Source organism: Pseudomonas sp. NCIMB 10586 (assembly GCF_023127895.1).
Taxonomy (GTDB): domain Bacteria; phylum Pseudomonadota; class Gammaproteobacteria; order Pseudomonadales; family Pseudomonadaceae; genus Aquipseudomonas; species Aquipseudomonas synxantha_A.
Window position 1 is genome coordinate 57,916 of sequence record NZ_SPKQ01000044.1, and the last position, 13,549, is coordinate 71,464.

The following is a 13,549-nucleotide window of genomic DNA, read 5'->3' on the forward strand; positions in this document are numbered from 1 at the left end:
CCTATCATGCACAACCACACCTGCCCCGACTGGGCCGAAGCCCTGCTCAACGGCTTCAGCCAGATTTTCCTGCAGCGCCACCCGCTGTGCGGCCTGCTGTGCCTGCTGGCGATCCTGATCGGCGCCCCGGACTTGCTGGGCGGTGCGTTGCTGGGCGGTGTCGCGGGGTTGCTCACCGCCCAGCGCCGTGGGTATCCCAAAGCTGAGCGTCAGGCCGGGCTGTATAGCTACAACGGCGTACTGCTGGGCTTGTTGATCAGCCAGCACTTTGCCTGGTCGGCGCTGGTGCCGCCGCTGATCCTGGCGGGCGGCGGCTTGAGCGCTATCCTCACCCGGCAATGGTTGAAACACGCCAGCCGGCCCCACAATTTGCCCGCCTACACTGCCCCCTTTGTTGGCCTCGGCTGGCTGCTGCTCGGCCATGTACCTCAAACTACGCTTGCGCCGGCCCAGGCCGACATGTTCGCGGTACTCACGGCGCCCTTTTCCGGTCTTGGGCAAATCATGCTGCTGGAGCAGCCCCTGGCGGGTCTTTTAATCGCCCTGGGTTTGCTGCTGGCTGACCGCCGTGCCGCCGCATGGGCCATGATCGGCGCCAGCCTCGGTGTGCTGGCCGGCCTGTGGTTGAATGAGCCTTCCGGTGCCCTGCTCGGTCTGCACAGCTATAACCCGGCATTGGCGGCCCTGGCCCTGAGCCCGTTACGTCGCCAGCCCTGGTTACCGCTGCTGGGCATCGGCCTGGCCATCCTGCTCACGCCGGGCTTCACCGCCCTGCACCTGCCCGCACTGACTGCACCGTTTATCCTCGCCTGCTGGCTGGTGCGCGCCGGTCACCGGTTGCTTCACAAACCCCGCATGGACAGCCCGTTCGAATCCCCCTAGGCTTGCTCGATATTCGCTTCAGGCAGGATTTATGGACAGCAACAACGACTGGCGCCAGCGGCTCTACATCATGGTGTTTCAAAGCGATACCGTCGCCGGGCGGCGCTTTGACGGCATCCTGCTGCTGATCATCCTCGCCAGCCTGGTGATCGTGATGCTCGACAGCATCGACCAGATCCACCAGAACTACGCGGACGTGCTGGCCTATATCGAATGGGGCTTCACGCTGATCTTCGCCATCGAGTACGGCCTGCGCCTGTATTGTTCGCCCAAGCCGCTGCGCTATGCCTTCAGCTTTTATGGCCTGGTGGACCTGCTGGCCATCGTCCCCGGCATCCTCGCCCTGTACTACAGCGATGCGCAGTACCTGCTGATCATCCGCATCATTCGGATGCTGCGAATCTTCCGCGTGCTCAAGCTCAGCCCGTACCTCAAGCAAGCCAATTATTTGATGGCGGCGCTGCGCGGCAGCAAGCAGAAGATCGTGGTGTTCCTGGTCAGCGTGTGCACGCTGGTGACGGTGTTCGGTACCTTGATGTACGTGATCGAAGGCCCGGAACACGGGTTTACCAGCATTCCCAAGGGCATCTACTGGGCCATCGTGACCCTGACCACCGTGGGCTTCGGCGATATCGTGCCCAAGACACCGCTGGGCCAGGTGATTTCATCGCTGGTCATGATCACCGGTTATTCGATCATTGCCGTACCCACGGGCATTTTTACCGCCGAGCTGGCCAGTGCCATGCGTGGTGAACAGCTGCGTACCGAGTGCCCGGCGTGCAAGAAAGACAGCCACGAACCCAACGCCGCGTTTTGCTCGCGCTGTGGCAGCAATCTTTTCCATAAACTGGAATAAGCAAAGTTCGTTTTAATCTTTAAAGGTCTATGCAGGCCCGGCTATAGTCGCTGGCAAATTGCCTCCCCTCTTCTCGAACAACAAGGAATGAGCAGTGAAAAAAATCCTCAGCGCCTCTCTTCTGGCCGCCGGCCTGGCCCTGGCGGGCTCTGCCCAGGCAGCGACCACCCTGCTCAACGTCTCCTACGACGTGATGCGCGACTTCTACAAGGACTACAACGCCGCATTTCAGAAGCATTGGGAAGCCGAGCACCCGAACGACAAGTTGACCCTGCAGATGTCCTTCGGCGGCTCCAGCAAACAGGCGCGCTCGGTAATCGACGGCCTGCCGGCTGATGTGATCACCATGAATATGGCCACCGACATCAATGCCCTGGCCGACAATGGCAAGCTGGTGCCGGACAACTGGGTCACGCGCCTGCCGAACAACAGTGCACCCTTTACCTCTGCGACCGTATTCATCGTGCGCAAAGGCAACCCCAAAGCCCTGAAAGATTGGCCGGACCTGCTCAAGGACGGCGTGCAGGTGATCGTGCCCAACCCGAAAACCTCGGGTAACGGCCGCTACACCTACCTGTCGGCCTGGGGTTATGTGCTCAAGAACGGCGGCGACGAAGAGAAGGCCAAGGCCTTCGTCGGCAAACTGTTCAAACAAGCGCCCGTGCTGGACACCGGTGGGCGTGCCGCGACCACCACGTTCATGACCAACCAGATCGGCGACGTGCTGGTGACCTTTGAGAACGAAGCAGAAATGATCGCCCGTGAGTTTGGCCGCGATCAGTTCGAAGTGATCTATCCAAGCGTTTCCGCCGAAGCCGAGCCGCCCGTTTCGGTGGTCGACAAAGTGGTCGAAAAGAAAGGCACCCGTACTGCCGCTGAAGACTACCTGAAGTACCTGTGGTCGCCAGAGGGTCAGGAAATTGCGGCCAACAACTACCTGCGCCCACGGGATCCGAAGGTGTTGGCCAAATACACCGACCGCTTCCCGAAGGTGGACTTCCTGTCGGTGGAGAAAACCTTTGGTGACTGGCGCACGGTGCAGAAGACCCACTTCAACGATGGTGGGGTGTTTGACCAGATCTACTCCGGCCAGTGAATGATCTTGACTGAATAGACTCGATCAAAATTGTGGGAGGGGGCTTGCTCCCGATAGCGGTGTGTCAGCCAATGCCTGTGCTGACTGACACACTGCTATCGGGAGCAAGCCCCCTCCCACATTGGGTTTTGCATTGAGTCATTATTTCGCGGCATGACAGTTATCACGCCAAGCGGCCTACTCACTGCCGGCCCTTGCCTTTACTCTCTCACCCCATCGTCCTTCGCCTTACGAGCCACGCCATGAACGCTACCTCTCACGCCACAGGCACCATGACCCGGAGCATGGTCATGCTGTTCGCGTTTTGCTGCGGCGCCATCGTCGCCAACATCTACTACGCGCAGCCAATCATCGAACTGATCGCCCCGGACATCGGCCTGACACCGGCGATGGCCAGCCTGATCGTGTCGCTGACACAAATCGGTTATGCCTTGGGCCTGTTCTTCCTGGTGCCGTTGGGTGATTTGCTGGAAAACCGCAGGCTGATGATCTTCACCACCGTGGTGGCTATCGCGAGCCTGTTGGGCGCAGCGTTCACCGAACAGCCCAACCTGTTCTTGCTGGTGTCGCTGCTGATCGGTTTCAGTTCGGTATCGGTGCAGATCCTCATCCCGCTCGCCGCGCACCTGGCCCCTGCCGAGTCCCGTGGTCGTGTGGTCGGCAGCATCATGGGCGGCTTGCTGCTGGGCATTCTGCTGGCGCGGCCGGTGTCCAGCGTGGTGGCCGACCACTTCGGCTGGCGTGCGATGTTTATGGCCGCCGCCGCCTTGATGGCGTTTATCAGCGTGGTGCTGATGCTGACCATTCCCAAGCGTCAACCCGATCACAGCGCCAGCTACGCCCAATTGCTGCGCTCCCTGGGCACCTTGCTGCGTAAGCAGCCGGTATTGCGCCAGCGTGCGTTTTACCAGGCGTGCATGTTTGCCACCTTCAGCCTGTTCTGGACCGCTGCTCCACTGGAACTGGCGCGCAACCATGGCCTGAGCCAAAGTGAAATCGCGCTGTTCGCCCTGGTGGGTGCCCTGGGCGCCATCGCCGCGCCCATCGCCGGTCGCCTGGCCGATGCCGGCCACACCCACCGCGCCTCGCTGCTGGCAATGCTGTTTGGCGCGTTGAGTTTCCTGCCCGCGTTCGTGCATCCGGTGTACAGCGTGATCGGCCTGGCAGTGACCGGCGTGGTTCTGGACTTCTGCGTGCAGATGAACATGGTCCTCGGCCAGCGCGCTGTATACGCCCTCGATGCCCACAGCCGCAGCCGCCTGAACGCGCTGTACATGACCAGCATCTTCATCGGCGGTGCGTTCGGTTCGGCAATTGCCAGCAGCGTGTATGAACACGGCGGCTGGCTGAGCGTGATGCTGGTGGGCAGCGCTTTCCCACTGGTGGCGTTGTTGCGTTTCCTTTCTGCATCGCGCCAGGTGAAGGTGGCAACCGCCTAAGAGCGCACCAACTTCTCCAGCGCCGCGTCCGCCAGAAAGGAGGACCGGCTTTTGACCTTGTGCTCGCGCACATAACGGTCAATGCGCTGAATGACATAGCCGGGCAAGGTCACATTGACCTTCTCGGTCTTGCCAAGATAAGGCGAGATGTCCAGTTCCAACATGCCCCAGCCCATGCCCAGATAGTCTTCATGAGCGTGATGAGTGGCGACCGAGGTTGGCATCGGAATCACCCCACCCTCTGCGGCGATTTCCTGCAAAAGGATATGCGCCACTTCCACGGCGGCATTGTAGGCTTCTTCGAAACTGTCCCCGGCAGTGACCGCGCCTGGGATATCAGGGATCTGGATACCGGTGGCGGTGAAATCATCGCCCCATTCGATACAGATTGGGTATTGCATGAATGCTCTCCTTAAAACTGAAACAACCCAACCCGCTTCCTGCAACTCCTTGATCAATAGCCTGCTCTGCACCGCTGCCTCCTTGGCTTGGCCTGAATAAAAGCAACCCTAGAGTTACCATTACTCAAGCACAAAAAGCATCGCCCGGACTGGCGGCTGTTTTACCGAATGTTGAAAACTCACGAAAAAATCGAAAACAGCCTGCTTATAAAACCCGTGAACGATGAAAAAACGTTCTGGATAAAGCTCCCCCCTGGCCTGGGACCCGGTTCGTGCGGCTGGTCTGTGTCTGGAGTCGGTTCTGGAATAGGCGTCGGGAGAGGTTCTGGAACAGGCGCGACAATGGTTTCAGGGGTGGGGAAAGGAATCACCGTTGGGGCCTGCCCGCTCCACACCACATCCGTCTGTTTGATCTGGCCTTGGCTGGTCACCAACAAATCTGCTGTGCCAGTGCCAGTCGTATCCACCGCCAGGGTGAAACGCCCCGTCGCCGAGTCATGCCCGAGCACCGCATCCCCCGCCCGGCCTTTGAATCGGTCGGAGAAATTCAGCGACTTGAGCTGCGCAGTCTGAAGCACTCCGGTCAGGTCAATCTTGTCGATCCCGCTTTGGAAGTCCTGGATGATGTCCGGGTTCTGCGGCGTTGAATCGACGACACGGTGATAAACGAACGTGTCCGCCCCAGCACCACCGTGAAGCTTATCCGCACCCCGGCCGCCCGTAAGACGATTGCCAGCTTCGTTGCCTATCAATGTATCGTCGCCGGAACCACCAATGGCATTCTCCACGCTCACGCCCTTGGCAATCGACACATTCCCCCGCAAGCCACCTACATCCGAGAACGTTTCGGCCTTGAGGCTGATGGTTTGGTTCTGGGTGAACCCGGAGAAGTCGAGCGTGTCGTTACCACCGCCGTCCCAAACGGTGAAAATCGGTTTGTCACTCCCGCGCTTGAGGCTATAGAACTCCCGAGCGGAGTTGGAGTTGAAGCCGTAGGTGGTATCGGTATTGCGGGTTTTGCTATTCGCCCCGTAAAGCCGCTGGGCCGCGGCGATATCATCCATCATCGGCGCTACCGGGCTGTGCCTGGCAAAATTATGCCCAGGCTGATAAGTCTCCGCCCAATAACTCATGACACTGCGTGCCTTGGTGTCCTGGGCATATTCGGCAGAGCGGGAGTAATTGAAGCCCCCGCCGTTGTATTCACCCGGATGACTTAGCCCGAGGGTGTGCCCCAGTTCATGGATCAACAAACCCAGGAAGTGGCTGCCCATTGTCGGGTTTTGCCCACCGCTGGTGCCGATGTTGGCCTGGACTCTGGAGTAATGCCTGTTAGGCAGCCCCGCCCAGCCTGACGAACCCGACGTGCCCCTGATACTGATGGTGCCATCGGTGTTCGAGCCGTTTTCGACAAACTCGATATTGGCGACATCCGCCCAGTATTGCAGTGCTTGTCTGGCTCGCTCTTTCTGCGCGGCATTGAAACCGCCGGCGAAGTTAAAGCCGACGACAACCTTGCCATCTTTATTGAGATCATGAAACTTGGATCCACTGCGCGTAATATGTTTCGCTGCCTGATCCGTGGTGAAGGTTTTTTTATTGTTTGCCCAGAGAACAACTGCGTTCTCAGCGGCTGATAACCGGGACTGCGACATCGCCGGAGCGCGCGTACGGGCAGAATGCCTAACAGGGATTTGCATGGTGTATTGATACTCTGAACAGTGAGGAGTTAACCGTCCATATATGAATTACCGACACTGACTTATCCGTTGCCAGCCCGATAAAAATCCCATATCAAAAACACCTTAACTACCGTTATTTTTTTGCGAAAGCATTTATTAAACACAACAGCAAAAAGTCCGTACAAGTATTAATCGGATCGACACACCCCTACATACCAATCGCCACAAAGGCGTTAAGCCACAGAAGAAACAGTTTTCAACAAATCAACTTAATTCAATCAAGAGTTTTACTTAACAACATCAAGAAACCCACTCAAACATACCGAAGAAAACACGCTTGAGGTGAAGGCTTTTATCTGATCTGAAACATGATCAATGCCTACACACCTTGATTGCCCGCAGCTACCGAGTGCGCCTGATCCAGGCAGCACAGCAAGCGTTCGACGGTATGCTCCAAGGGCCCGGAATTATCCAACACAAACAAACCTGCGCCGTTTCCGGCAATCAGCTCAGCGGTAAATCGCGCGTTGCGCGCCAATCGCTCTTCGATGTCCGCCAATGACTCACGCCCGCGTGCGATCAAACGTTGGCGCAATACGGCTTGATCGACCGTCAGCAGCAACACCAACAATGTCGGGTAACGCTCACGGGTCTGCGCCAGGTGGGCGCGAGAGCCATTGACCAGCACATCGTCCCCTGCGGCCAGCCACTCGTCGATTTCCCTGGGGATGCCATACGACAAGCCATTGGCCTGCCAGCTCAAGGCAAACGCGCCCTCGGCGTCCATCCGCGCAAACTCCTGCGGGCTCACCCCTTGCGCCGCTTCGCCGACTGCCTCCGCCGAGCGTGTGATCACCCGGCGCACCATGCGGCAACCACGCGCCTGCAAGCGCAGACGTGCGGCATCCAGCAGGCTGTCCTTGCCCGAACCCGATGGCCCGATGAGATAGATCAACCTGCCCGTCATCAAAACACCCTCTTGGCTTGTCTCCAGGCTTGTTGCGCCCCCGGCAACGCTTCGCAGCAACCGACCTGCGCCAGGTAGCGGCCACTGGAAAGTATATCCAGCAATTTTTCGCCAGCCAGGCCGGCTGGCGGCCACATTACCCGAGTGCGCGCTGCCGCGCACCTGTGGGAGGGGGCAAGCCCTGATGCAAGTCAGTTAAGACAGAACTGGCAACTGTGGCGAGGGAGCTTGCTCCCTCGCCACAGGTCATTGCGCGTACTGCTTGCTCAACCCCGGCGGCACGCCTTGCACATTGGTTTCTTCCCAAGGCCCGTTGGGGCTGATGGAACGGCTCCAGCCGTTGCTCCAGCGGTAGTAGGTACGCTGGCGGTAGAAGGTGTCGGGCTGGTCGTCGAGCACGTACACCTGCATCTTGCCGTCCCAGTGGCTGGCAGCCCCCGGTGGTGGAGCAAAGGTGGGGGACTTGCTTGGCAGTGGCTTTGGCGGCGGGGTCAGCGGGCCGGAAGGCTTGGTGCTCGGCTGAGTCGACGGGCCCGATGGCGGGATGGTCGGGCCGGTGGGTGCCGCAGGTGGGCGGTGGACCGCACAGGCGCTCAGGCCGAGTACCAGGCTGAGCAGGGTGATGCGTGCAAATGCGGTCATGGGCGTTTCCTCAGAATGACTTGTCCGGAGTATCGATGGTCAATTGCTGCAGCGCAGTGGTGCTGCTGGCCAGCGGTTGGCTGCGGCCGATCCATTCGCCAGTGGTCGGTTGGCCGGCCCGGGATATGCGCGCAACCAGTTGGACTTCGGGGAAGTTGGACAGTTTCAACTGCGGCATCATCGCGTCGGCATCGCCCAGTTCGACGGTGATGGGCAGTTCGGCAACGGTGACGCGCTTGGCCGCCAAGGGTGCCGGTGGGCCGCTGACTGCACGGGCGAAGATGAACACAGTGTCGGTCGGCAAGGCTTTGGCTTTCGCTTCGGCGGACAGGTCTACACGCACGGTCATTACCGCCTTGCGCGCGACCGTACCGCCGCTCTCTTTAAGCTTCTCGCCAGCCCGGTCAATACCGCCTTGCAGCGCTACACGGGAGTTGTCCTGCGGTGGCAGTTGCGCCAGCAGACGGTTCCAGTAATCGATCGCTTCCTGATAACGCTGGCCTTCAAAAGCCGCGATCCCCAACAGGCCAAGGCTGGTGACTTCCTTGGGATCGAGCTTTAACGCCTCGTCGGTCAGCGCCTGCACCTTGGGCGACCACTGTTTATTGTCGGCAAAGTATTGTGCCTGGGCCCACTGGCCAAGCAATTCCGGCTGGCGCCCGGCCAAGGCTACGGTGCGTTCAAAGACTTTGGCGGCATCGGCGGAACGGTCCTGAGCCATGTAGGCGCGCCCCAGGAAATACAGGCCCTCGGCCGAATCCGGCTGGGCTGCCGCGGCACGCTCCAGGCGCTGAGTCATGTCGGCCATGGACACCGGAGGCTGTGAGAATTCGCGGGTCAGTTCGACCTTGTCGCTCGCCCCATAATGCAGGTACAGCGCAACGCCAAGCACCGGCACCAGAAACGCCGCCAAAAACGGCAGCGGTTTGCCCAGGCGCGATTCACGGGGCTTTTCCACGCCCTCGGTATCGGCCAGCAACTCGCGAGCCGCCTCGGCGCGGCCCGTATCCAGTTGCACGGCGTTCAATACACCTTCGTCCTGCTGCACTTGCAGCTCGGCGACGCGTTCCTGATACAGCGCCACGTTCAGCGCGGTACGATCCTCTTCACGCTGGGCGCGACGGTCACGCAGTACAGGAATCAACAGGAAACTCAGGGCAATCAGAAGCAGCAAGCCGGCTGCGAGCCAGAAATCAATCATCAGTCTTGGTGTCCAGCAATTGGTCGAGGCGTTTACGCTCTTCAGGGGACAGCGCATCGGAACCATCGGTAGGCGCGGCGCGGCGACGGCGCACGATCACCGCCATCACCACAACGCCGGCCAGCAACAGCCCGGCGGGGCCGAACCAGAGCAGCGCGGTTTTGCCGGTAAGGGCCGGTTTGTAGCGCACGAAATCACCGTAGCGGTCGACCATAAAGTCGATGATCTGCTGGTTATCCTTGCCCTCTCCCAACATGCGGAAGATTTCTTTGCGCAGGTCAGCGGCGATGGGCGCGTTGGAGTCGGCGATGTCCTGGTTCTGGCACTTGGGGCAGCGCAGTTCCTTGGTCAGGTCGCGGAAACGCTCACGCTCGGCGTCATTGGCAAATTCATAGGTGTCGATGGCGGCATGGGCCACACCGGCCAGGCCCAGGGCTAAAACAGCAGCGGTCAACCAACGCTTCATGGCTTGGCCTCATCGACCAGGGCCTGGTACTTGGCGGCCAGTTGCTCACGCCAGACTACCTCGTCGATCACGCCGACGAACTTGTCACGGATCACGCCCTTGGCGTCGATGAAGAAGGTTTCCGGCGCGCCATAGACGCCCAGGTTCAAACCCAGGTTGCCGTCTTCATCACGGATATCGAGCTGGTAAGGGTTATGAAACTCGGCCAGCCATTTCAAGGCCGCCGCATTGTCGTCCTTGTAGTTGATGCCGTAGATCACCACGCCCTTCTCGGCCAGTTTGTTCAGCACCGGGTGTTCGACGCGGCAGGAGATGCACCAGGTGGCCCACACGTTGACCAGCGCCGGCTTGCCCTGCAGGTCGGCCTGGGTCAGGGTCTTGTCACCCTGCACCGTCGGCAGGTTGAACGCGGGAAACGGCTTGCCGATCATCGCCGAGGGTAACTCGGCCGGGTCCAGATACAGCCCGCGATACAGGAACACTGCCATCAGCAGAAACAATGCCAGCGGCACCACCATCAACCAACGTTTCATACTGCCGCTCCTGAAAGGCCCAATGCTTCACGCACACGGCTGCTGACCTTGACCCGATAACGCCGATCCAGCGCGGCGAGCAAACCGCCAAAGCCTGTGAGCAACCCGCCGAACCAGATCCAGCGCACGAAGGGTTTGACATGCACCCGCACAGCCCAGGCGCCGTCGCCCAAGGGTTCACCCAGCGCCACATACAGGTCACGGGTGAAACCGGCGTCGATACCGGCTTCGGTCATCATTGAACTTTGCACTGTGTACAGGCGCTTTTCAGGATGCAATACGGCGATTTCCTTGCCATTGCGCACTACGCGCACGGTGCCTTTATCCGAGGTGAAGTTCGGCCCTTCGAAGTGCCTGGCACCTTCGAAGATGAACTGGTAACCGGCCAGGTCCATGGACTCACCCGGCGCCAGGCGCAGGTCGCGCTCGGCGCTGTTCTGGCTGGAGAGCACTACGCCCAAAGCGCACACGGCGATGCCAATGTGAGCGATCTGCATGCCCCAGTAACTGCGGGTCAGGGTGGGCAAGCCTTTGATCAGGCCTTTGTGGCGCGTCTTGTCGAAGATGTCCCGCACGCCGGCCAGCAACACCCAGGCCGCCAGCAGGAACGTGGCGAGTACCGCCCAATTGAAGTCGCCGTAGGCGAACCCGGCGATCACTGCCAGGGCCACGCTGCCCAACAGCACCGGCATCAACATGCCTGCCAGCCATTTCACCGGGGTGTCTTTCCAGCGCACCAGCACACCGACCGCCATCACTACCATCAACAGGCCCATCAACGGGATGAACAACGCATTGAAGTACGGCGGGCCCACGGACAGCTTGGCGCCGCTCAAGGCATCCAGCACCAGCGGGTAGAGGGTGCCGAGCAGGATCATTGACGCGGCTACCACCAGTACCAGGTTATTGCCCAGCAGCAGGGTTTCGCGCGACCACAGGTTGAAACCGACCTGGCTCTTGACCACCGGCGCGCGCAGGGCGAACAGGGTCAGGGAACCGCCCACCACAAACAGCAGGAAGATCAGGATGAACACGCCGCGTTCGGGGTCGGAGGCAAACGCATGCACTGACGTCAGCACCCCCGAACGCACAAGGAAAGTGCCGAGCAGGCTGAGGGAAAACGCGGCGATGGCGAGCAATACCGTCCAGCTTTTGAATACGCCACGCTTTTCGGTCACTGCCAGGGAGTGAATCAGCGCCGTGCCCACCAACCAGGGCATGAAGGACGCGTTTTCCACCGGATCCCAGAACCACCAGCCGCCCCAGCCGAGTTCGTAGTAGGCCCACCACGAACCCAAGGTGATACCGATACCGAGAAAAGCCCAGGCGACGATGGTCCATGGCCGTGACCAACGCGCCCACGCCGCATCCAACCGCCCGCCAAGCAAGGCCGCGATGGCAAACGCAAAAGCTACGGAGAAGCCCACGTAACCCATGTAGAGCATCGGCGGGTGCACAATCAGGCCGATGTCCTGCAACAGTGGGTTGAGGTCATGCCCGTCTGCGGGGATCTGCGGCAGGATGCGGCTGAATGGATTGGAGGTCATGATCAGAAACAGCAGGAAGCCGATGCTGATCATGCCCATCACCGCCAGGACTCGCGCCAGCATCACTTGCGGCAGTTGGCGCGAGAATACCGACACGGCAAAGGTCCAGCCGCCGAGGATCAGCGCCCACAGCAGCAACGAACCTTCGTGGGCGCCCCACACGGCGCTGAACTTGTAGTACCAGGGCAAGGCGCTGTTGGAGTTGTTCGCGACATAGGCGACGGAAAAGTCGTCGGTCATGAAGGCATAGGTCAGGCAACCGAAGGCGAACAGCAGGAAAGCAAACTGACCCCAGGCGGCCGGCTGCGCCAGGCTCATCCACAAACGATCGCCGCGCCAGGCACCGAGCAACGGCACCACGGCCTGGACCACGGCAAAGCACAGGGCGAGGATCATCGCCAGTTGGCCCAGTTCAGGAATAAACAATGCGGACGTCATCACTTAGCCCTCCTTGGCTGGGGTCGCGGGCGCGGACTGGCCACTGTCTTTCAGGGCCTTGGTGACCTCGGGCGGCATGTACTTTTCATCGTGCTTGGCCAGCACTTCGTCCGCCACTACCACACCATCGGCGTTGAGTTTGCCCAGAGCGACGATGCCCTGGCCTTCGCGGAACAGGTCCGGGAGGATGCCGCGGTAAGTGATGGTCACGGCCTTGTTGAAATCGGTGACCACGAAGGTCACGTCCAGAGAATCGCCGGAACGCTTCAACGAGCCCTGCTCCACCATGCCGCCGGCGCGGATGCGCGTGTCCAGCGGGGCTTCGCCGTTGGCGATCTGGGTGGGGGTGTAGAACAGGTTGATGTTCTGCTGCAGGGCGCTCAAGGCCAGGCCCACGGCAATGCCGACGCCGACCAGGATGGCAAGGATGATCAACAGACGCTTTCTACGCAGCGGATTCACTTTTCGGTCTCCCGGCGCAGACGTCGCGCCTCTTGTTGCAGGTAACGCTTGCGGGCCAGGATCGGCGCGGCAACGTTGAGGGCCAGCACTGCCAGGCAGATGCCGTAGGCGCTCCAGACATACAGGCCGTGGTGGCCCATGGCGAGAAAATCACTGAAAGAAGCAAAGTTCATCCCCGCGCTCCCAGGCTGGTTTGCACTTGGGCTTTGACCCAACTGGTGCGGGCTTCACGCTTGAGCACTTCAAGGCGCATGCGCAGCAACAGCACGGCGCCGAAGAAGCAGTAGAACCCCAGCACCATCAGCAGCAGTGGCGCCCACATTTCCACGGGCATCGCCGGTTTTTCGGTGAGGGTGAAGGTGGCGCCCTGGTGCAGGGTGTTCCACCACTCTACCGAGTATTTGATGATCGGGATGTTGATCACGCCGACAATCGCCAGCACCGCGCAGGCCTTGGCGGCGCTATCGCGATTGCTGATGGCGTTGCCCAGGGCAATCAGGCCGAAGTACAGGAACAGCAGGATCAGCATCGAGGTCAGGCGTGCATCCCACACCCACCAGGAACCCCAGGTCGGCTTGCCCCAGATCGCGCCGGTGACCAGCGCCACGGCGGTCATCCACGCACCAATAGGTGCAGCGCATTGCAGGGCCACATCGGCCAGTTTCATCTTCCACACCAGGCCGACGATGCCGCAAACCGCCAGCATCACGTAGCAGGACTGGGCCAGCATCGCAGCAGGGACGTGGATATAGATGATGCGAAAGCTATTGCCTTGCTGGTAGTCCGGCGGCGCGAAGGCCAGGCCCCAGACCAGGCCGGTGCCGATCAGCAATACGGCGGCGACGCTCAACCACGGCAGCAGCTTGCCACTGATGCCATAAAACCATTTGGGCGAGCCGAGCTTGTGAAACCAGGTCCAGTTCATTGCATTTTCCAT

The 13,549-nt window shown here is 60.3% G+C and carries 15 protein-coding genes; 4 read left to right on the forward strand and 11 right to left on the reverse strand.

Annotation, left to right across the window (positions count from 1 at the left end; all coding sequences use genetic code 11):
• The first annotated feature begins 6 nt into the window (after window positions 1–6).
• The 4 genes from E4P01_RS19610 to E4P01_RS19625 all read left to right on the forward strand — a co-directional run bounded on the left by E4P01_RS19610 (window position 7) and on the right by E4P01_RS19625 (window position 4,273).
• Window positions 7–882 (forward strand): urea transporter, encoded by an 876-nt coding sequence (locus tag E4P01_RS19610; RefSeq protein ID WP_078820717.1) that lies wholly within the window; start codon window positions 7–9, stop codon window positions 880–882.
• A 31-nt stretch (window positions 883–913) separates the two neighbouring features.
• Window positions 914–1,738, forward strand: a complete 825-nt coding sequence (locus E4P01_RS19615; protein WP_005786531.1) for an ion transporter — start codon at window positions 914–916, stop codon at window positions 1,736–1,738.
• A 94-nt stretch (window positions 1,739–1,832) separates the two neighbouring features.
• Complete coding sequence (locus E4P01_RS19620; protein WP_122733740.1) at window positions 1,833–2,834, forward strand: sulfate ABC transporter substrate-binding protein; 1,002 nt, start codon at window positions 1,833–1,835, stop codon at window positions 2,832–2,834.
• A 242-nt stretch (window positions 2,835–3,076) separates the two neighbouring features.
• A complete protein-coding gene (locus E4P01_RS19625; RefSeq protein WP_081883284.1) occupies window positions 3,077–4,273 on the forward strand; it encodes an MFS transporter in 1,197 nt (398 codons plus the stop codon).
• On the opposite strand, the gene E4P01_RS19630 is transcribed toward E4P01_RS19625, so the two are convergent.
• The 11 genes from E4P01_RS19630 to E4P01_RS19680 form a co-directional block, all read right to left on the reverse strand.
• Window positions 4,270–4,674, reverse strand: a complete 405-nt coding sequence (locus E4P01_RS19630) for a type II toxin-antitoxin system HicB family antitoxin (protein WP_032877106.1) — start codon at window positions 4,672–4,674, stop codon at window positions 4,270–4,272. The two genes, E4P01_RS19625 and E4P01_RS19630, sit on opposite strands and share 4 nt — an antisense overlap.
• A gap of 179 nt (window positions 4,675–4,853) precedes the next feature.
• Window positions 4,854–6,374: a M10 family metallopeptidase C-terminal domain-containing protein gene (locus tag E4P01_RS19635; RefSeq protein WP_078820715.1), complete on the reverse strand. Its 1,521-nt coding sequence runs from the start codon at window positions 6,372–6,374 to the stop codon at window positions 4,854–4,856.
• 361 nt (window positions 6,375–6,735) lie between these two features.
• Window positions 6,736–7,323, reverse strand: a complete 588-nt coding sequence (phnN, locus tag E4P01_RS19640) for a phosphonate metabolism protein/1,5-bisphosphokinase (PRPP-forming) PhnN (protein ID WP_078820714.1) — start codon at window positions 7,321–7,323, stop codon at window positions 6,736–6,738.
• Window positions 7,324–7,569: 246 nt separating this feature from the next.
• On the reverse strand, window positions 7,570–7,965 hold the full coding sequence (locus E4P01_RS19645; RefSeq protein WP_216090956.1) for a hypothetical protein: 396 nt from the start codon (window positions 7,963–7,965) through the stop codon (window positions 7,570–7,572).
• Window positions 7,966–7,975: 10 nt separating this feature from the next.
• On the reverse strand, window positions 7,976–9,166 hold the full coding sequence (ccmI, locus tag E4P01_RS19650; protein ID WP_032877110.1) for a c-type cytochrome biogenesis protein CcmI: 1,191 nt from the start codon (window positions 9,164–9,166) through the stop codon (window positions 7,976–7,978).
• Window positions 9,159–9,632, reverse strand: coding sequence for a cytochrome c-type biogenesis protein (locus E4P01_RS19655; RefSeq protein WP_005786512.1), 474 nt, complete (start codon window positions 9,630–9,632; stop codon window positions 9,159–9,161). Before E4P01_RS19655 ends, ccmI begins: the two co-directional genes overlap by 8 nt.
• Window positions 9,629–10,165, reverse strand: coding sequence for a DsbE family thiol:disulfide interchange protein (locus E4P01_RS19660; protein ID WP_005786510.1), 537 nt, complete (start codon window positions 10,163–10,165; stop codon window positions 9,629–9,631). Before E4P01_RS19660 ends, E4P01_RS19655 begins: the two co-directional genes overlap by 4 nt.
• Window positions 10,162–12,150 carry a heme lyase CcmF/NrfE family subunit gene (locus tag E4P01_RS19665; protein ID WP_032877111.1) on the reverse strand — a complete coding sequence of 663 codons (1,989 nt, stop codon included), beginning with the start codon at window positions 12,148–12,150 and terminating at the stop codon, window positions 10,162–10,164. Before E4P01_RS19665 ends, E4P01_RS19660 begins: the two co-directional genes overlap by 4 nt.
• A gap of 3 nt (window positions 12,151–12,153) precedes the next feature.
• Entirely contained in the window at window positions 12,154–12,612 is a 459-nt protein-coding gene (gene ccmE, locus E4P01_RS19670; protein WP_005786506.1) for a cytochrome c maturation protein CcmE, read from the reverse strand.
• On the reverse strand, window positions 12,609–12,785 hold the full coding sequence (ccmD, locus tag E4P01_RS19675) for a heme exporter protein CcmD (protein WP_078820712.1): 177 nt from the start codon (window positions 12,783–12,785) through the stop codon (window positions 12,609–12,611). Before ccmD ends, ccmE begins: the two co-directional genes overlap by 4 nt.
• On the reverse strand, window positions 12,782–13,537 hold the full coding sequence (locus E4P01_RS19680) for a heme ABC transporter permease (RefSeq protein WP_032877112.1): 756 nt from the start codon (window positions 13,535–13,537) through the stop codon (window positions 12,782–12,784). Before E4P01_RS19680 ends, ccmD begins: the two co-directional genes overlap by 4 nt.
• Window positions 13,538–13,549: the final 12 nt, after the last annotated feature.